We start from the raw sequence: 17,461 nt of genomic DNA, 5'->3' as shown, positions 1-17,461 counted from the left end.
GCGTCGCGTAGCGACGAACCCGGAATCTCGATGTGATGATGGGGGTGTTGCAACAATCTCTGGATTCCGGGTTCGCGAGCTTCGCTCGCGCCCCGGAATGACTGCAGAGGATCAGAACTTCAGGTTCGCGAACGCCCGCACGCCGAGGCCGGGCATCAGCACATTGTCCTTGCTGTAGGACACCGAGTTGCGGATGTTCTCGTTGAGCAGGTTGTTGCCGACCAGGCCGATCAGCATTTCCTGCGCCCCCCAGACATTGGGATTGAGCCTGGTCCGGTAGCTGACTTCGGCCTTCAGCAGATTGTAGCCGGGCGTCGTCGTCTCGGCGATCTCGGCGACATCGTTCTGGGCGAAGGCGTGCAGCAGGTTGATGCGGGCCAACCAATTGGCGTCGCGCCAGAACAATCCGCCGCCGAGCCGCACCGGCGGGATCCGCGGCACGTTGGTGCCGTCGGCGAAGGTGGCGCGCACCACGTCGAACTGGTTCTCGATGCCCCAGGTGCCGCCATAGAACTGCGCGACGTCGAGCTGGCTCTGGAATTCGCCGCCCTTGAAGGTCGCGTCACGCTGCGAATAGATCGCCTGATTCAGCTCGAGGCCAGTGCCGGCGATACACGCGCCGTCCTCGCAGGTGTTGCCGGTCAGCCGCCGATAGATGAATCCGCTGAACTGCGTGTAGTAGGCGGTGATCTCGAACCGGAACGGCCCGTCGGCGCGGCGCAGGCCGACCTCGACCGATTTCGCGGTCTCGATCTTGAGGTTGGGGTTGCCGATGTCGAAGGTCGCGGTGGCGTCGTGGCCGCCGCGCGAGAACAATTCGGCCGGCTTCGGTGCACGTTCGACATATTGCCCGGTGATGCTGGCCGACAGGCCCCACGGCAGCGCCTGGATCAGGCCGAGGCTGAAGCTCTTCGGCGTGAACGACAGCTTGTTCGAGGTGGCCGCGCCGATCGCGCTGGGATCGGTGTTGAGATCGAAGATCTCCGGCACCGAAGAGGGCGTCGTTCCCGACAGGTTGACGTGTTCGATACGTCCGGCCACCTGCGCCTTGGTGGTGTTGGTGAATTGCAGCTCGTTGAAGATGTAGCCGGCGACCCGGCTGTTCTTGTTGGGATCGAACAGGCCGTTCAACGGGCTGGCCGGATCGTCGGGGCTGGGCGCGGTCAGTTCCTGATGGCCGGCCTGCACGCCGAGCGCCGTCGTCACCGCCGCGAAGCCGGCGTTGAACGGCGTCAGCTGAACCTCGAGGCGGCCTTCCTGCTCGCGGTTGGTGAACGTCTGGCGCACGCCGCCGCTGGTCGGGTCGGCTGCGTCGGCAAGGCCGATCTCGTTGTGCTTGTAGTCGGTGGCGCCGACCCAGAACCGGATCGCCTCGATCGCGGCCGCATCGGGCCGGTACTCGCCCTTGGCGTTGAATTTGGTCTGCTTGGCATCGATCCGCGTACCGAACTCGGCGCCCTCGACGCCGGGGATGTGATACAGCGAATTGGTCTGGGTGATCGACGCGCCGATGAAGCCGCCGTCGAACAGATAGGAGCCGCCGATCGAGGCCCCGGCCGCCTGCGCCGCCGAGTTCGGCTGGCGTCCGTTGAACGGCAGGCCCGGCGCCGCATAGGGATAGCTCGGGACGTTGTAGTCGCTGGCGTTGCGGCCGTAGACGTCGGCATGGACGGCGACGTTGTTGCCGGCCGCATCCAGCAGCACCGCGCCCTCGACGCCGTTGTCGACCGAGCTGACGGCGCTGCGGACCTCGGCATTCATGCAGCCCGGCGAGCCGCCGATCGCCGCCGGCGCCTTCACCGGCAGGCCATAGCTCTGGAACGGCGCGGCGCAGGGCGGCACCGCGTCGGGGATGCGGTTGTTGGTGGCGCTGACCACGCCGCCGATCGCGGTGGAGCCGTAGCGCAGCGTCGCTGGGCCGCGGATCACCTCGATCTGGTTGGTGGCGAGCGGGTCGATCGGCACGAAGTGGTCTTCGCCGAGATCCGACGCGCCGTTGCTGCCGATGCCGTTCTCGATGATGTTGACGCGATTGACGTCGAGGCCGCGAATGATCGGCCGGCTGGCGGCGCCCGGCGCGTAGCTCGAGCCGGTGATGCCCGGCTTGTTGTTCAGCAGGTCGCCGAGCGTGCCGCCGCCATTGCGCCGGATTTCCTCGTTCGGAACGACCGTGACGGTGGCGAACTGGTCGGTGACGATCGGCAGCGTGCCGGGCAGCGCTGCCGCGGGCTGGGCGACGACGGGCGACGCCTCGGCCGGAGCGGCTCCGCGTTGCTGCGCGGGGGCGGCCACGCGGGTCGCGGTCCGGGTCGGCGGCGCGCTGTGGCGGCGCACGATCGGGCTCGGCGCCGTGACGACGACTTCCGGCAGCGCGGTGGCGGTCTGCGCGAAGGCCTGCGATGCCGGCAGGCCGTCGAAGGCGACGAAGGCTGCGCTGCCGAGCAGGAGCGCGCGTTTGAAGGCGAATGACATGGTCTGAGTCCTGACTGACCGGGTCGGCGCTTCAGCGCCGGATTCCGGACTCTGCGCGAGGCAGATTGAATACGAATGGGCTCCGCGTACTGCCGGGGCAGTGCCGCGCGTGGCTCGATCGGATGCAGTCAGGAAGCGGGAGGCGCGCGGGGCTGGAAACCGCCGGGCTGCTGGGTCGGGTCAGCGGCCGTCACCGCGGCGATGCGATAGTGCAGCGGATCCGCCAGTCGCAGAGGCAGTGCCGGCGGCGCGGCGTCGAGCATCGTGCTTGCCATCGAGACGATGGCGCAGATCGCGCACAGGTCGGCCGCGGCATTGTGATGGTGATCGCTATCCGGCGAGTCCGGGCCAATGGCCGAGGCCGCCTGGGCGATCGCTGGCGCGGGGAAGTCGATGCCGTGGAAGTGTCCGAACGACAGGGCAAACTGGAGCGCGAGCGCGATCAGCGCCAGCCGTGCTCCCGATCGGATATATGCCCGCACCCAGCCCATGCCCACCCAAGCCCCGAACGTCGCACGGCATGCCCTGCCAATCGACGTTACAATATAACATCGCGGCAAGATCGATGGCTGTCAACGGAGGCCGCGACGATGGTCGCCGGGTGTTGTATTTGCGCCAGCGTCGCTCGGCCCCATCAGCCAGGCGGCATTTCCTCGGCCAATGGCCGAGCCGGCCGCTACTTCGGCTTCGGCATCAGCGCCTTGAGCTTCTCGATGTCGGCGATGTTCATCTTGATGCCGCCGGGCATCACGATGTCGCCGGGCCTCTGGCCGCTCTTGCAGGGGCCGAGCCATTTCGCATCGAGCGTCATGGTCGCGTCCTTGGGCACGCCCGGCAGCGGATTCTCGTGATGCGAGGTCACCCTGACCGAGTAGGCCGAGTTGAAATCGCCGGTGATCTCCGACCGCGACGTCGCCGTCATGCCGGCGGTGCTGCACACCGCGTCGATGACGTAGCCGGTGGCGGTCTTCTGCGTGTCCTGCTTGGAGCAGACCTCGTTGGACATCGGCTGGAACGACGAGGTCATCTTCTTGTCGGTGGCCTCGTCGGTGCAGTGCTGCATGGCGATCTCCTCGCCCGCAGCGCCGGCCCGCGCCATCTTCAGCTCCCATAGCCCCGCTTTGCGGGTCGGCAGGTCGATCGCCAGCGCGGCCGTCGTCGAAGCGATCAGCAGCGGCAGCGCGCAGAGCCCGAATGTACCTGCCCGATTCATGGAGCCTGTCCGCTCAGTAGGCGACGCGCAGCGGCCGCTCGTCCGCGCCATACGGCACCCAGCGGCACGAGAACGAGATGTAGCCGCCGTAATTCGCCTGCACGCCGAGCAGCTTCACGACCTTGCCGTAGCGCGCGCAATGGTCGATCGCGATCGCGCGGATGTCGGCATGGCCGACCAGATTGTAGGAGATGATCCCGCCGGTATCGTTTCCCTTGACCACCGGCACGGTGTCGGCGCGGGAGGCGGTGCCGGACAGCATCGCACAGAGAACGGCAAGGCCCGCGGCCTTCAGCATGCGCATTGGAATCTCCTTCTTGGCTCCGGTGAGTCTAGATCGTCGCGATGGCGATGGAAAGAACGCGCAGGCCGTCCGGCGCAGGGATGTGCGCAGGTGTGGCTGCGCTGCACTTGACCTCGGGATGGCTTCGCGGCACCGTCCGCGCCAGAAAAATCCGGTGAATCGTCCATGCGCCTTGTTCCGACCTCGAAATTTCAGATGGCTGCTCTCGCGGCGCTGCTCGGATTGTTCGCGCTCGCGCCGGCGGCGCAGGCGGCGAATCCGCTGGAGATGAATTTCTGGCTGTCCGGCCCGCGCTATGACGGCAATCTGCCGGCCTGCGAGTCGGGGCTGCCCTCGGTGACCTATCAGTTCGCCGAGAAGGAGGGTAACTTCTGGAATTCGGCGCTGCGGATCACCGGCTATTCGAAGCTCCGCGAGGTCGCGTTTCGTCCCTGGCAGAGCGACAATATTCCGCGTCGCTATTGTGCGGCGGACGCGTATCTGAACGACGGCCTCGTCCGCCCGGTGTATTTCTCGATCATCGAGGACGGCGGTCTCGCCGGCTTCGGCCACGGCGTCGAGTTCTGCGTCGTCGGCGTCGATCGCAACTGGGCGTTCAATCCTGCCTGCAAGGCCGCCAGGCCCTGAGCAAGCGGGGACGGCGCAAAGTGCCGTCGCTCTTGCCTGTCTTCCACTATTGCTGTCTTCCACTTTTTGCGTTCTTGAAACGTTCCTGATCGCTCGCTAGGCTTTGCCGGTTCGTGGCAGCGGGGCCTTCATCATGCGTGATTTCGTCGTTCGCCGGCGGTCGTTGATCGCCGCCTTGGCCGCCTGCGTGGCAGCGCTGGTTGCCACCGCCTCGCCGGCCCAGGACCGGCGCCAGAACGCGCCCGGCGAGTTCGATTTCTATGTGCTGGCGCTGTCGTGGTCGCCGTCCTATTGCGAGCAGGCCTCCGAGCGCGGCAATACCGGGCGCTCGCAGCAGATCCAGTGCGGGGGACGCCCGTTCTCCTTCGTGGTGCACGGGCTTTGGCCGCAATACGAGCGCGGCTTCCCGGAATATTGCCAGCGTCCGTCGCCGCGGCTCGACCGCCGCATCGTGAATGCGATGCTCGATTTGATGCCGGCGCCGGGCCTGATCTACAACCAGTGGGACAAGCACGGCACCTGCACCGGGACCTCCGCAAGCGCGTATTTCGAGGAGATCCGCAAGGCGCGCGCCGCGGTTCGCGTCCCGCCGGACTTCATCGACGCCAAGGAAGCCCGGGCGGTGACGCCGGCCGAGGTCGAGGACGCCTTCATCAAGGTCAATCCGGGTCTCAGCAACGCGGCGATCGCCGTGATCTGCGACCGCAGCCGTCTCACCGAAGTGCGGATCTGCATGAGCAAGGATCTGCAGTTCCGCGCCTGCGAGGAGATCGACCGCCGCGCCTGCCGCCGCGACCGGCTGGCAGTGCCGCCGGTCCGCGGCGGCTGACGAGCCGCGCACGCCGCGGGACGAGCGGGCAAGGCGGCTTCGGTCAGGCCGGAACCGGGCACGCCCCGCCCAGACGGCGCCGCCGGGGTCGCGCGTCTTGACTTCGCGTATCGCTCCGCGTCACCGTCGCGCTCCCACCTCCGAAGCGATGAATTGAAATCCGACATGACTGGTTTTGCCGTGATCCGCGACGACACCCCCGCGTCCGCCATCCCGAAAGGGGCGGTGGTGGCGATGGGCAATTTCGACGGCGTGCATCTGGGTCATCGCGCCGTGATCGGCGCCTGCCTCGAGATGGCGCGGGTGAAGCGCGCGCCGGCGCTGGCGGTGACGTTCGAGCCGCATCCGCGCAAATTCTTCAGCCCCGACACCCCGCAATTCCGGCTGACCGACGAGCCCGCCAAGCTCCGGCTCCTCGCCGGCACGGGCCTCGACGGCGCCGTCGTGCTGCGTTTCGACGCCGCCCGCGCGGCCACCACGGCGCATGATTTCATCCACGGCGAGCTGATCGGCCGGCTCGGCGTGCAGGGCATCGCGGTCGGCTACGACTTCCATTTCGGCAAGGGCCGCGGCGGCTCGCCGGCGATGCTGGTCGGCGAGGCGCCGGCGCTCGGCATCGAGGTCGACGTCCAGCCGCATATCGATTTCGGCGATCATCCGGTGTCGTCGAGCGCGATCCGCAGGGCGCTGGAGGAGGGCCATATCGCCGCCGCGACCGAGATGCTCGGCGCGCCGTGGTTCGTCACCGGCGAGGTGATCCACGGCGAGAAGCGCGGCCGCGAGCTCGGCTATCCCACCGCCAACATCCGGCTCGATGCGCAATGCGGCCTCAAGCACGGCATCTATGCGGTGCGGGTCGGCCGCGGCGCCAGGCACTACGACGCGGTGGCGAATTTCGGCCGCCGCCCGACCTTCGACAACGGCGCGCCGCTGCTGGAGATCTTTCTGTTCGACTTCAGCGAGCAGCTCTACGGCGAAACGCTCGACGTCGCCTTCATCGCCTTCATCCGCGACGAGGAGAAGTTCGAGAGCATCGAGTCGCTGGTGCGGCAGATGGACGACGACTCGGCCCGCGCCCGCGCCGCGCTCGCCGCCGACCGTGGCGCGTTCCCCAAGCTCGGCGACATCGCGTGACGAAAACCGAGAAAGAGAAGATGCTGGCGGGCGAGTTGTATCGCCCCGGCAGCCCCGAGCTCGCCGCCGGCGAGGCCGCCAACAAGGCCTGGATCGTGCGCTACAACGCCACCGGCGCGCTGCCGGCGTCGGAGCGGCATGTGCTGCTGTCGGAGCATTTCGGCCGTGTCGGCAAGGGCGCCGTGGTCCGGCCGCCGTTCTTCTGCGACTGCGGCTACAACATCCGGCTCGGCGACGGCGTGTTCCTGAATTTCAACTGCGTGATCCTCGACATCATGCCGGTGTCGATCGGCGACCGCACCCAGATCGGCCCGGCGGTGCAGATCTACGCCGCCGACCACCCGCGCGACGCGGCGACCCGCCGCGACGGCCTCGAATTCGGTCGGCCGGTGACGATCGGCGCCGACGTCTGGATCGGCGGCGGCTCGATCATCCTGCCGGGCCTCACGATCGGCGACGGCGCCGTGATCGGCGCCGGCAGCGTCGTCACCCGCGACGTCGCGCCGGGGGCGACAGTGGGCGGCAACCCGGCGAGGCCGCTCGGGCGAGGCTCGGGCCAGCCGCAAGGATGACCGCCGCGGGGCTTTGCGATCCTGCGACCGCCTGCTAATGAATGCCCGCATGTCTGCACGGCGCCTCATCATCAGCATTAGCGGCCCGGCTTCCGCCTGAGCTTCGAGTTCGGCGCAAGACCGGGACCCGCCTATTTCATCGCGATCGATCGCGTCAGCGCCTCTTGACCCAGAGCTTCCATGTCCGACAAGCCCGAAAAATCCGACGCCAACGACTATTCCAAGACCCTGTACCTGCCGCAGACGGAGTTTCCGATGCGCGCCGGGCTGCCGGCCCGCGAGCCGGAATTGCTCAAGCGCTGGGAGGAGATCGACCTCTACGGCAAGCTGCGCGAGAGCGCCCGGGGCCGCGCCAAATTCGTGCTGCACGACGGCCCGCCTTACGCCAACGGCAACATCCATATCGGGCATTCGCTGAACAAGATCCTCAAGGACGTCGTCACCAAGAGCCAGCAGATGCTGGGGTTCGACTCCAACTATGTGCCGGGCTGGGACTGCCACGGCCTGCCGATCGAATGGAAGATCGAGGAGGAGAACTACCGCTCCAAGGGCAAGCCGAAGCCGAACTTCAAGGATTCGGCCGCGATGGTCGCGTTCCGCAAGGAATGCCGCGCCTACGCGACGAAGTGGCTGAACGTCCAGCGCGAGGAGTTCAAGCGGCTCGGCATCATCGGCGACTGGGATCATCCCTACGCCACGATGGACTACTTCGCCGAGGCCCAGATCGCCCGCGAACTGATGAAATTCGCCGCCAACGGCACGCTGTATCGCGGCTCCAAGCCGGTGATGTGGAGCGTGGTCGAAAAGACCGCGCTGGCCGAAGCCGAGGTCGAGTACGAGGACTACACCAGCGATACGGTCTGGGTGAAGTTTCCTGCGACCCATGTGGTCGGCGATGGCGCGGCGTGGCCTTCGGAAGACATCGGCGCCGCCAATGGTCTGGCGTCGGACAATGCTTCGGTGCTGATCTGGACGACGACGCCCTGGACGCTCCCGGGCAACCGCGCGATCAGTTTCTCGTCCCGGATCGAATACGGCCTCTACAAGGTCACCGATGCTCCTGGCGACAACTGGGCCAAGGTCGGCGACCTCTATATTCTTGCCGATGCGTTGGCCGAGAGCGTGCTCAAGCAGGCGCGGGTCGTTGCGTATGAGAGAGTCTCGACGGTCGAAGCCAGCGTGCTGAAGGCGATGCAATGCGCGCATCCGCTGCGCGGATTCGCCGGCGGCTACGAGTTCACCGTGCCGCTGCTCGACGGCGACCACGTCACCGACGACACCGGCACCGGCTTCGTGCACACCGCGCCCGGCCACGGCCGCGAGGATTTCGACATCTGGACGCAAAATGCGCGTGCGCTCGAGGCGCGCGGCATCTCGTCGACGATTCCCTACACCGTCGACGAGAACGGCGCGCTGACCGAGCAGGCGCCCGGCTTCACCGGCAAGCGGGTGATCAACGACAAGGGCGAAAAGGGCGACGCCAACGAGGCGGTGATCCAGGCGCTGATCGGGGCCTGGATGCTGGTGGCGCGCGGCAAGCTCAAGCACCAATATCCGCATTCGTGGCGCTCGAAGAAGCCGGTGATCTTCCGCAACACGCCGCAATGGTTCATCGCGATGGACAAGGACATCGCCGATGGCCGAGCGGCGAAGACCGGCGACACGCTGCGCGCCCGCGCGCTGCAGGCGATCTCCGTCACCCAATGGGTGCCGCCCGCCGGGCAGAACCGCATCACCGGCATGATCGCCGGCCGGCCCGACTGGGTGATCTCGCGGCAGCGCGCCTGGGGCGTGCCGATCGCGGTGTTCGTGCGCGAGACCGGCGACGGCTCCGCCGAGATCCTCGTCGACGACGCCGTCAACATGCGGATCGCCGAAGCCTTCGAAGCCGAAGGCGCCGACGCCTGGTACATGGAGGGCGCGCGCGAGCGTTTCCTCGGTTCGCGGGCCAACGAGGCGTGGCAGAAGGTCGACGACATTCTCGACGTCTGGTTCGACTCGGGCTCGACCCACGCTTTCGTGCTGGAAGATCCGGTTCACTTCCCCGGCCTCGCCGGCATCCGCCGCAAGGTCGACGGCGGCGCCGACACCGTGATGTATCTCGAAGGCTCGGACCAGCATCGCGGCTGGTTTCATTCCTCTCTGCTGGAGAGCTGCGGCACCCGCGGCCGCGCGCCCTACGACGTGGTGCTGACCCACGGCTTCACGCTCGACGAGCAGGGCCGCAAGATGTCGAAGTCGCTCGGCAACACCACCGATCCGGCCAAGGTGATCGCGCAGTCCGGCGCCGACATCCTGCGGCTGTGGGTGTGCGCCACCGACTACGCCGACGATCAGCGCATCGGCCCCGAGATCCTCAAGAACGTGGTCGAGACCTATCGCAAGCTGCGCAATTCGGTCCGCTGGATGCTCGGCACGCTGCATCACTACAAGCGCGACGAGGCGGTGGCATTCGCCGACATGCCCGAGCTGGAGCGGCTGATGCTGCATCAGCTCGCCGAGCAGAGCGCCGTGGTGCGCGCCGCCTATGCGGAGTTCGACTACAAGACCGTGGTGGCGTCGCTCGCGGCGTTCATGAACACCGAACTGTCGGCGTTCTATTTCGATATCCGCAAGGACACGCTGTATTGCGACCCGCCGTCGTCGCCGGCCCGCAAGGCGGCGCTGACCGCCATCGACATCATCTGCGACGCGATCCTGAAATGGCTGGCGCCGGTGCTGTCCTTCACCGCCGACGAAGCCTGGGGCATGTACCGGCCCGGCGCCGAGCCGAGCGTGCATCTGACGCTGTTCCCGCTCGACCTCGGCGCCTATCGCGACGACGAACTGGCGAAGAAGTGGGAGACCATCCGCAGCGTCCGCCGCGTCGTCACCGGCGCGCTGGAACTGGAACGCGCCGCCAAGCGGATCGGCTCGTCGCTGGAAGCCTCGCCGGTGATCTACCTCGCCGACCGCCCGCTGCTGGCGACGGTGTTCGACGCCGACCTCGCCGAGATCTGCATCACCTCGAACTACGAGATCCGTGAAGGCGACGCCCCGGAGGGCGCGTTCCGGCTCGACAACGTGACCGGCGTCGCCGTGGTGGTCGAGCGCGCGCAAGGCACCAAATGCGCGCGGTCGTGGAAGATCCTGTCGAGCGTCGGCAGCGACCCGGAGTATCCCGACGTCTCCCCGCGCGACGCCAAGGCGCTGCGCGAGTGGAAGGCGCTGGGCGCTCCGGTCTAAAGCTCTCGTCGTCCCCGCGCAGGCGGGGACCCATAACCCCTGACGCCTGCCTTCGAGCCCAAGCCGATGACCGACGCCTCGTCTGAACTGGACCGATACGGCGTATCGGTCCCCGCCTGCGCGGGGACGACGCCACGTCACGGGGCGGGCGCCGCACCATGACCTCGCCCGTCCGCCTCGGCATCCTCGCCGCCGTGGTCGCGCTGGTGCTCGATCAGGCGACCAAGCTGTGGCTGCTCTACGTGTTCGATCTCGGCCGCAAGGGCCTGGTCAGCGTCACGCCGTTCTTCGACCTGGTGCTCGCCTGGAACACCGGCATCTCCTATGGGTGGTTTTCCGGCCAGGGGCCGACCGGGCAGGCGATCATGCTGGCCTTCAAGGCGGTGGCGATCGTGGCGCTGGCGATCTGGATGGCGCGCTCCACCACCCGGCTTGCGACCATCGGTCTCGGTCTGATCATCGGCGGCGCGATCGGCAATGCGATCGATCGCCTGGCCTATGGCGCGGTGGTCGATTTCGCCCTGTTTCACGCCGAGATCGCCGGAAAAACCTATAGCTGGTACGTGTTTAACCTTGCCGATACGGCGATCGTTGTCGGCGTGGCGGCGCTGCTGTATGACTCCTTCTTCGGGGCAAGCGCCGCAAAAGCGCCCTGATCCCGGCCGATACGGGCAGCGCGGCGAAGGCCGGCCGGCGTTCGTTCTGCGGCCGGCGGTCAATCCACAGGACGTGAACAGGATCAACGCCATGCGCCAGATCGCAACCACCTTCTGGATGCTGCAGAAGTCGCCCGCGGCGATGCTGCGTGTCACCCGACTGACGGCCGTCGCGCTCGGCATCGGTCTGGTGATGGCCGGCGGCGTGGCGCGCGCCGAGGACGGCGACAACGACGACCTGACCTTCGAAGAGAAGATCATCAAGGGGCTGATGGGCGGCATCGGCGCCACCAATATGGAAAATTCCGGCATCAACTATCGCGAGCGCTCGCCGCTGGTGGTGCCGCGCCAGCTCGAGCTGCCGCCGCCGGAAGTCGTCGCCAAGGACGTCAACGCGCCGCCGAACTGGCCCAAGGACCCCGATGTGCAGGCGCGCAAGGAAGCCCGCTCCGCCGCCCGCCAGAGCAAGCCGACGCCGATCGAATCGGCCCGGCAATTGACGCCGTCTGAGCTGAATTCGGTTCGCGCCGACGCCAGCAAGGGCACCAATAGCGATCCGGTTCAGCCCGGCACCCAGCAGAACAACCCGATCCTGAGCCCGTCGCAGCTCGGCTTCACCGGCAGCTTCAGCAGCCTGTTCGGCGGCAACAAGACGGAAACCGCGCCGTTCACCGGCGAGCCGACCCGCGAGACGCTGACGCAGCCGCCGGTCGGCTATCAGACCCCGTCGCCGAATTTCGCCTATGGCACCGGCCCGAAGGAAGCGCTCGGCAACAAGCGCATCGACGTGATGTCGGGCAAAGAAGTCACCTATTGAGCCGGGGCCGTTTGGCGCCCTTTCTCCTGCCGGCTGCCGTGCCGGGTTGCCTCGATCTTTCGCCGCGCCGCGCCCTCGAACGGCGGGCGGCTGCGGCTTGCCGACGGCCCGATCCGATCTCTCCTACCGGGATGATTGCTTCGACATGAATATATCCGTCTTCCGTCCGCGCGCCGCGTTCGCCGTCCTCGCGACGGCGCTGCTGCTCGCAGCCCCGGCCGCCGCTCAAACCGCCCCCGCCAATCCGCCCGCCACCTTCACGCTCGGCAACGGCCTGAACGTCGTGGTGATCCCGGATCACCGCACCCCGGTGGTGACGCAGATGATCTGGTACAAGGTCGGCTCCGCCGACGAGACGCCGGGCAAGTCCGGGCTGGCGCATTTTCTCGAGCATCTGATGTTCAAGGGCACCGCCAAGCACCCGGTCGGCGAGTTTTCGCAGACGGTGCTGAAGGTCGGCGGCAACGAGAACGCCTTCACCTCGTTCGACTACACCGGCTACTATCAGCGCGTGCCGCGCGATCAGCTCGAGCGGATGATGGAGTTCGAAGCCGACCGCATGACCGGCCTGGTGCTGAAGGACGAGAACGTGCTGCCCGAGCGCGACGTCGTGCTCGAGGAATACAACATGCGGGTCGCCAACAATCCCGATGCGCGGCTCACCGAGCAGATCATGGCGGCGCTGTATCTCAATCATCCCTATGGCCGCCCGGTGATCGGCTGGCTGCAGGAGATCCAGAAGCTCGACCGCGAGGACGCGCTGGCGTTCTACCGCCGCTTCTACGCGCCCAACAACGCCACGCTGGTGATCGCCGGCGACGTCGATGCCGATGCGATCCGGCCGGCGATCGAACGGATCTACGGCGCGGTGCCGGCGCAGCCGGCGATCCCGGCGCAGCGGGTGCGGCCGCAGGAGCCGGCGCCCGCCGGCCCGCGCACCGTGACGCTGGCCGATCCGCGGGTCGAGCAGCCCAGCGTGCGGCGCTATTATCTGGTGCCGTCGGCCCACACCGCGGCGAAGGGCGAGAGCCCGGCGCTCGAAGTGCTGGCGCAACTGATCGGCGGCGGCAGCAACTCCTATCTGTATCGCGCGCTGGTGATCGACCGCCAGCTCGCGATCAATGTCGGCGCCAACTATCAAGGCACCGCGCTCGACGACACCCACTTCATCGTCGCGGCGACGCCGAAGCCGGGCGTCGAATTCTCCGAGATCGAGAAGGCGATCGACAATGTGATCGCCGAGATCGTGCGCCATCCGGTTCGGTCCGAAGACCTCGAACGGGTCAAGACGCAACTGATCGCGCAGTCGATCTACGCGCAGGACAACCAGACGACGCTGGCGCGCTGGTACGGAACCGCGGTGACCTCGGGCCTCACCGTTCAGGACATCCAGACCTGGCCGCAGCGCATCCGCGCCGTCACCTCGGATCAGGTCCGCGCCGTCGCGCAGCAATTCCTCGACCGCAACCGATCCGTCACCGGCTATCTGGTCAAGGGCACGCTGCCGAAGCCCGAGGAGAAGCGCTCGTGATCATGGCCTTCCGCTCGATCAAACGTCTGGCGCTTACCGCCGCTATCGCGCTCGCCGCCGCGCTGCCGGCGGCGCCGAGCTTCGCCGCGGCGAAGATCCAGAATCTGGTCACGCCCGGCGGCATCCATGCCTGGTTCGTGCAGGACGCCACCGTGCCGCTGATCTCGATGGAGTATTCCTTCGGCGGCGGCGCCAGCCAGGATCCGGCCGACAAGCCCGGCGTCGGCCACATGGTGGCGAATCTGCTCGACGAAGGTTCGGGCGACATGGACTCGGCGACGTTCCACGAGCGGCTCGACCGCCGCGCCATCGAACTGTCCTACGCCGTCACCCGCGACACTTTCCGCGGCTCGCTGCGGATGCTGACGGAAAACCGCGACGAGGCGTTCGGTCTGCTGCACACCTCGCTGACCGCGCCGCGGTTCGAGGCGAAAGACGTCGAGCGCATCCGCGCGCAACTGATCTCGACGCTGCGCCGCAAGTCGCTCGACCCGAACACCATGGCGACCCTCAAGTTTCTCGAACTCGCGTTCGGCGATCATCCCTATGGCCGGCCTTCGACCGGCACGCTGGAGAGCCTGCCGAAGGTCACCGTCGACGACATGAAGACCTATGCGGGCCGCGTGCTGGCCAAGGACACGCTGAAGATCGCCGTGGTCGGCGATGTCGACGCCGCGACGCTGGCGAAACTGCTCGACGACACCTTCGGCAGCCTGCCGGCCAAGGCGCAGCTCACGCCGGTGGCCGACATCGTCGCCACCAAGCCGCCGCAGCGCAGCTTCGTGCCGCTCGACGTGCCGCAGACCGTGGTGATGTTCGGCGGCCCCGGCCTCAAGCGTCACGATCCGGATTTCATGGCCGGCTATGTGGTCAACCACATCCTTGGCGGCGGCTCGCTGTCGTCGCGGCTGTATCGCGAGGTTCGCGAGAAGCGCGGTCTGGCTTATTCGATCTACGTCTCGATGCTGTGGATGCAGCATTCGGCGCTGTTCACCGGCGCCACCGGCACCCGCGCCGACCGCGCGACGCAGTCGATCGAGGCGATCGACGCCGAGATCAAGCGGATCGCCGACGAGGGCCCGACCCAGCAGGAACTCGACGAGGCGAAGTCGTATCTCAAGGGCTCGCAGATGCTGTCGCTCGACACCTCGGCGAAGCTCGCCCAGGCGCTGCTGCAATATCAGAACGACGGCCTGCCGATCGACTACATCGCCAGGCGCAACGCCATCGTCGACGCGGTGACGCTCGACGACGCCAAACGCGCCGCCAAACGGCTGTGGTCCGACGGCCTGCTGACCGTGGTGGTCGGCCGCACCCCGCAGGCCGCCGCCGATCCGAACGCCGTGAAACCCGCCGGCACCCCGCCGCCGCCACGGGCGAATTAGCTTCGCGCGAATTAACGCTTTCAGCGGGCGCTGCCTAACCTCTCCCCGCAGGCGGGGAGAGGGAGCGCGCCGCGGCGCGAGGAGAGGCTGTGTTATTCGGCAGAGGCCCGGTTCCGCAGTCGTCCCGCTTCATCCGAATGTGCTACAGGCAGTGCTGGTTCGGCCCGGCGCCTGCGCCGGGCTCTTGACGAATTATCCGGTGCCCCATGCTGCGGATCAGCCGCAATCTTGCGATCGACGACGACGACATCGAGATCAGCTTCGTGCGCGCGTCCGGCCCCGGCGGCCAGAACGTCAACAAGCTGTCGACCGCCGCCCAGCTCCGCTTCGACACCACGAAGATCGCGCTGCCGGAGGACGCCGCGTTGCGGCTGATCAGTCTCGCCGGCCAGCGCATGACCAAGGAGGGTGTCATCGTCATCCACGCCCAGCGCTTCCGCACCCAGGAGCGCAACAAGGCGGATGCGATCGACCGCCTGCTCGAATTGCTGCGCGAAGCCATGGTGCGCCCGGTCCCGCGCCGCGCGACGCGGCCGACGCTCGGCTCCAAGAAGCGCCGCCTCGAAGGCAAGAAACGCCGCGGCGACATCAAGGCCGGCCGCAGCGGCAGAAGCTTCGACGATTGAGGGGGGCGTCATTGCGAGGAGCGAAGCGACGAAGCAATCCAGGAGCCCCGTGCACGGAGCTGGATTGCTTCGCTGCGCTCGCAATGACGAAGAAGGAGGGGACTGCGTCCGTGGCTGACGCCGGCGGCCGGCTTCTCTAAAGTCACCGCTCACACACACACGAGTCGCCCGGTTCCCATGCCCGTTCGCCAGCTCCCCGAAACCATCGTCAACCGCATCGCCGCCGGCGAGGTGGTGGAGCGGCCGGCGAGCGTGGTGAAGGAGCTGGTCGAGAACGCGATCGATGCCGGCGCGAGTCGGATCGATATCTTCAGCGACGGCGGCGGCCGACGGAAGATCGTGATCGCCGACGACGGCGCCGGCATGACGCAGGCCGATCTCGCGCTGGCGGTCGACCGCCACGCGACGTCGAAACTCGACGACGAGGATCTGCTGCAGATCCGCACCCTCGGCTTCCGTGGCGAGGCGCTGCCGTCGATCGGGGCGGTGGCGCGGCTGTCGATCACCACCCGCCATGCGCGGGAGCCGCACGCCTGGGCGCTCAGCGTCGAGGGCGGCGACAAATCGGAGCTCGTGCCGGCGGCGCTGTCGCAAGGCACCCGCGTCGAGGTCGCCGATCTGTTCTTCGCCACGCCGGCGCGGCTGAAATTTCTCAAGACCGACCGCACCGAGGCCGAGGCGGTCCGCGAAGTGGTGCGGCGCCTCGCAATGGCGCGACCCGACATCGCCTTCACGCTCGCCGGCGAAGAACGCGCGCCCGTCACCTGGGCGGCGGCGCTGCCCGGCGCGCCGGGCCGGCTGACGCGGCTCGGCGACATTCTCGGCGCGGATTTCCGCGCCAACGCCATCGAGGTCCGCTCGGAACGCGAAGGCGTCGCGGTCGAGGGCTTCGCCGCGTCGCCGGCGCTGACCCGCGCCAACGCGCTCGGGCAATATCTGTTCGTCAACGGCCGGCCGGTGCGCGACAAGCTGATCCTCGGCGCGGTGCGCGCCGCTTACGCGGACTATCTGCCGCGCGACCGCCATCCGGTGGTGGCGCTGTTCGTCACGCTGGATTCGCGCGAGGTCGACGCCAATGTGCATCCGGCCAAGACCGAGGTCCGCTTCCGCAACGCCGGCCTGGTGCGCGGGCTGATCGTCCACGCGCTGAAAGAGGGGCTCGCCCGCGAGGGCCGCCGCACCGCCGCCAACAGCGCAGGCAGCGTGATCTCGACATTCCGTCCGGCGTCGATGCCGGCGGCGAATTGGGACTGGCGCGCCTCGCCGTCCTATCCGGTCGGCGGCGGCGCACCCGTCTTCGCCGAGCGCCCGCAGGCCGCGTTCGACGTCGGCGGGCCGAGCGCGGATGTCCGCCCGCACGACGCCGCGCCGGATCTGCTCGACCGGCCGCTCGGCGCGGCGCGGACCCAGATCCACGAGACCTATATCGTGTCGCAGACCCGCGACGGGCTGATCGTGGTCGATCAACACGCCGCGCATGAACGCATCGTCTACGAGCGGCTGAAGGCCTCGCTCGACGCCAATGGCGTTCAGCGCCAGATCCTGCTGATCCCCGACATCGTCGAGATGGACGAGGCGACGGTCGAGCGCCTGGTCGCCCGCGCCGACGAACTGGCGCAATTCGGCCTCGTGGTCGAGAGCTTCGGCCCCGGCGCGGTGGCGGTGCGCGAGACGCCGTCGCTGCTCGGCAAGACCGACGCGGCGTCGCTGCTGCGCGATCTCGCCGAGCACATGGCCGAGTGGGACGAAGCGCTGCCGCTGGAGCGCCGCCTGATGCACGTCGCCGCCACGATGGCCTGCCACGGCTCGGTGCGGGCAGGGCGCGTGCTCAAACCCGAAGAGATGAACGCGTTGCTGCGCGAGATGGAATCGACGCCGAATTCCGGCCAATGCAACCACGGCCGCCCGACCTATGTCGAACTGACGCTGACCGATATCGAGAAGCTGTTCGGGCGGAGGTAGTTATAGCGTTTTCGAGCGAAGTGGATGCCGGTTCGCGTGAAGAAAACGCGTCAAATCAAGAATCTAGAGCTCCGGTTCTGATTCTATCAGAACCGGAAAAGCTCTGGT

The 17,461-nt window shown here is 67.6% G+C and carries 15 protein-coding genes; 11 read left to right on the top strand and 4 right to left on the bottom strand.

Features of this window, described 5'->3' with window-relative positions:
- Nucleotides 1-111: 111 nt before the first annotated feature.
- From ACTZWT_RS03970 to ACTZWT_RS03955, 4 genes are all read right to left on the bottom strand, one after another.
- The gene (locus tag ACTZWT_RS03970) at nucleotides 112-2,472 is read right to left on the bottom strand and encodes a TonB-dependent receptor domain-containing protein (RefSeq protein WP_444768393.1); all 2,361 of its coding nucleotides are present in this window, start codon (nucleotides 2,470-2,472) and stop codon (nucleotides 112-114) included.
- A gap of 128 nt (nucleotides 2,473-2,600) precedes the next feature.
- Nucleotides 2,601-2,963 (bottom strand): hypothetical protein, encoded by a 363-nt coding sequence (locus ACTZWT_RS03965; RefSeq protein WP_444768473.1) that lies wholly within the window; start codon nucleotides 2,961-2,963, stop codon nucleotides 2,601-2,603.
- A gap of 185 nt (nucleotides 2,964-3,148) precedes the next feature.
- Nucleotides 3,149-3,685 carry a DUF3617 domain-containing protein gene (locus ACTZWT_RS03960; protein ID WP_444768392.1) on the bottom strand — a complete coding sequence of 179 codons (537 nt, stop codon included), beginning with the start codon at nucleotides 3,683-3,685 and terminating at the stop codon, nucleotides 3,149-3,151.
- 13 nt (nucleotides 3,686-3,698) lie between these two features.
- Nucleotides 3,699-3,989 carry a hypothetical protein gene (locus ACTZWT_RS03955; RefSeq protein ID WP_444768391.1) on the bottom strand — a complete coding sequence of 97 codons (291 nt, stop codon included), beginning with the start codon at nucleotides 3,987-3,989 and terminating at the stop codon, nucleotides 3,699-3,701.
- Between the two features lie 165 nt (nucleotides 3,990-4,154).
- On the opposite strand from ACTZWT_RS03955, the gene ACTZWT_RS03950 reads away from it, so the two are divergent.
- The 11 genes from ACTZWT_RS03950 to mutL all read left to right on the top strand — a co-directional run bounded on the left by ACTZWT_RS03950 (nucleotide 4,155) and on the right by mutL (nucleotide 17,353).
- Nucleotides 4,155-4,616 carry a hypothetical protein gene (locus ACTZWT_RS03950; RefSeq protein WP_444768390.1) on the top strand — a complete coding sequence of 154 codons (462 nt, stop codon included), beginning with the start codon at nucleotides 4,155-4,157 and terminating at the stop codon, nucleotides 4,614-4,616.
- A gap of 133 nt (nucleotides 4,617-4,749) precedes the next feature.
- Nucleotides 4,750-5,445 carry a ribonuclease T2 family protein gene (locus ACTZWT_RS03945; RefSeq protein ID WP_444768389.1) on the top strand — a complete coding sequence of 232 codons (696 nt, stop codon included), beginning with the start codon at nucleotides 4,750-4,752 and terminating at the stop codon, nucleotides 5,443-5,445.
- A 165-nt stretch (nucleotides 5,446-5,610) separates the two neighbouring features.
- A complete protein-coding gene (locus ACTZWT_RS03940) occupies nucleotides 5,611-6,579 on the top strand; it encodes a bifunctional riboflavin kinase/FAD synthetase (protein WP_444768388.1) in 969 nt (322 codons plus the stop codon).
- Complete coding sequence (locus tag ACTZWT_RS03935) at nucleotides 6,576-7,151, top strand: sugar O-acetyltransferase (protein WP_444768387.1); 576 nt, start codon at nucleotides 6,576-6,578, stop codon at nucleotides 7,149-7,151. Before ACTZWT_RS03940 ends, ACTZWT_RS03935 begins: the two co-directional genes overlap by 4 nt.
- 180 nt (nucleotides 7,152-7,331) lie before the next feature.
- Entirely contained in the window at nucleotides 7,332-10,376 is a 3,045-nt protein-coding gene (gene ileS, locus ACTZWT_RS03930) for an isoleucine--tRNA ligase (RefSeq protein WP_444768386.1), read from the top strand.
- A 158-nt stretch (nucleotides 10,377-10,534) separates the two neighbouring features.
- The gene (gene lspA, locus ACTZWT_RS03925) at nucleotides 10,535-11,032 is read left to right on the top strand and encodes a signal peptidase II (protein ID WP_444768385.1); all 498 of its coding nucleotides are present in this window, start codon (nucleotides 10,535-10,537) and stop codon (nucleotides 11,030-11,032) included.
- 91 nt (nucleotides 11,033-11,123) lie between these two features.
- Nucleotides 11,124-11,849: a hypothetical protein gene (locus ACTZWT_RS03920; RefSeq protein WP_444768384.1), complete on the top strand. Its 726-nt coding sequence runs from the start codon at nucleotides 11,124-11,126 to the stop codon at nucleotides 11,847-11,849.
- Between the two features lie 145 nt (nucleotides 11,850-11,994).
- Nucleotides 11,995-13,380: a M16 family metallopeptidase gene (locus tag ACTZWT_RS03915; RefSeq protein ID WP_444768383.1), complete on the top strand. Its 1,386-nt coding sequence runs from the start codon at nucleotides 11,995-11,997 to the stop codon at nucleotides 13,378-13,380.
- A gap of 2 nt (nucleotides 13,381-13,382) precedes the next feature.
- A complete protein-coding gene (locus tag ACTZWT_RS03910) occupies nucleotides 13,383-14,765 on the top strand; it encodes a M16 family metallopeptidase (protein ID WP_444768472.1) in 1,383 nt (460 codons plus the stop codon).
- 206 nt (nucleotides 14,766-14,971) lie between these two features.
- Nucleotides 14,972-15,391: an alternative ribosome rescue aminoacyl-tRNA hydrolase ArfB gene (gene arfB / locus ACTZWT_RS03905; protein ID WP_444768382.1), complete on the top strand. Its 420-nt coding sequence runs from the start codon at nucleotides 14,972-14,974 to the stop codon at nucleotides 15,389-15,391.
- 177 nt (nucleotides 15,392-15,568) lie between these two features.
- Nucleotides 15,569-17,353: a DNA mismatch repair endonuclease MutL gene (mutL, locus tag ACTZWT_RS03900; protein WP_444768381.1), complete on the top strand. Its 1,785-nt coding sequence runs from the start codon at nucleotides 15,569-15,571 to the stop codon at nucleotides 17,351-17,353.
- The last annotated feature ends 108 nt before the right edge of the window (nucleotides 17,354-17,461 follow it).

Source organism: Rhodopseudomonas sp. NSM, assembly GCF_052445935.1.
In the GTDB taxonomy this organism is placed as follows: Bacteria; Pseudomonadota; Alphaproteobacteria; order Rhizobiales; family Xanthobacteraceae; genus Rhodopseudomonas.
The sequence above is the reverse complement of the archived record's forward strand: the minus strand, read 5'-3'. Positions and strand labels throughout refer to the sequence as shown.

Bases quoted from the DNA above. Each gene is read 5' to 3' on its own strand.
- ACTZWT_RS03970 (WP_444768393.1), bottom strand. From the start codon at position 2,472: ATGTCATTCGCCTTCAAACGCGCGCTCCTGCTCGGCAGCGCAGCCTTC.
- ACTZWT_RS03965 (WP_444768473.1), bottom strand. From the start codon at position 2,963: ATGGGCTGGGTGCGGGCATATATCCGATCGGGAGCACGGCTGGCGCTG.
- ACTZWT_RS03960 (WP_444768392.1), bottom strand. From the start codon at position 3,685: ATGAATCGGGCAGGTACATTCGGGCTCTGCGCGCTGCCGCTGCTGATC.
- ACTZWT_RS03955 (WP_444768391.1), bottom strand. From the start codon at position 3,989: ATGCGCATGCTGAAGGCCGCGGGCCTTGCCGTTCTCTGTGCGATGCTG.
- ACTZWT_RS03950 (WP_444768390.1), top strand. From the start codon at position 4,155: ATGCGCCTTGTTCCGACCTCGAAATTTCAGATGGCTGCTCTCGCGGCG.
- ACTZWT_RS03945 (WP_444768389.1), top strand. From the start codon at position 4,750: ATGCGTGATTTCGTCGTTCGCCGGCGGTCGTTGATCGCCGCCTTGGCC.
- ACTZWT_RS03940 (WP_444768388.1), top strand. From the start codon at position 5,611: ATGACTGGTTTTGCCGTGATCCGCGACGACACCCCCGCGTCCGCCATC.
- ileS (WP_444768386.1), top strand. From the start codon at position 7,332: ATGTCCGACAAGCCCGAAAAATCCGACGCCAACGACTATTCCAAGACC.
- lspA (WP_444768385.1), top strand. From the start codon at position 10,535: ATGACCTCGCCCGTCCGCCTCGGCATCCTCGCCGCCGTGGTCGCGCTG.
- ACTZWT_RS03920 (WP_444768384.1), top strand. From the start codon at position 11,124: ATGCGCCAGATCGCAACCACCTTCTGGATGCTGCAGAAGTCGCCCGCG.
- ACTZWT_RS03915 (WP_444768383.1), top strand. From the start codon at position 11,995: ATGAATATATCCGTCTTCCGTCCGCGCGCCGCGTTCGCCGTCCTCGCG.
- ACTZWT_RS03910 (WP_444768472.1), top strand. From the start codon at position 13,383: ATGGCCTTCCGCTCGATCAAACGTCTGGCGCTTACCGCCGCTATCGCG.
- arfB (WP_444768382.1), top strand. From the start codon at position 14,972: ATGCTGCGGATCAGCCGCAATCTTGCGATCGACGACGACGACATCGAG.
- mutL (WP_444768381.1), top strand. From the start codon at position 15,569: ATGCCCGTTCGCCAGCTCCCCGAAACCATCGTCAACCGCATCGCCGCC.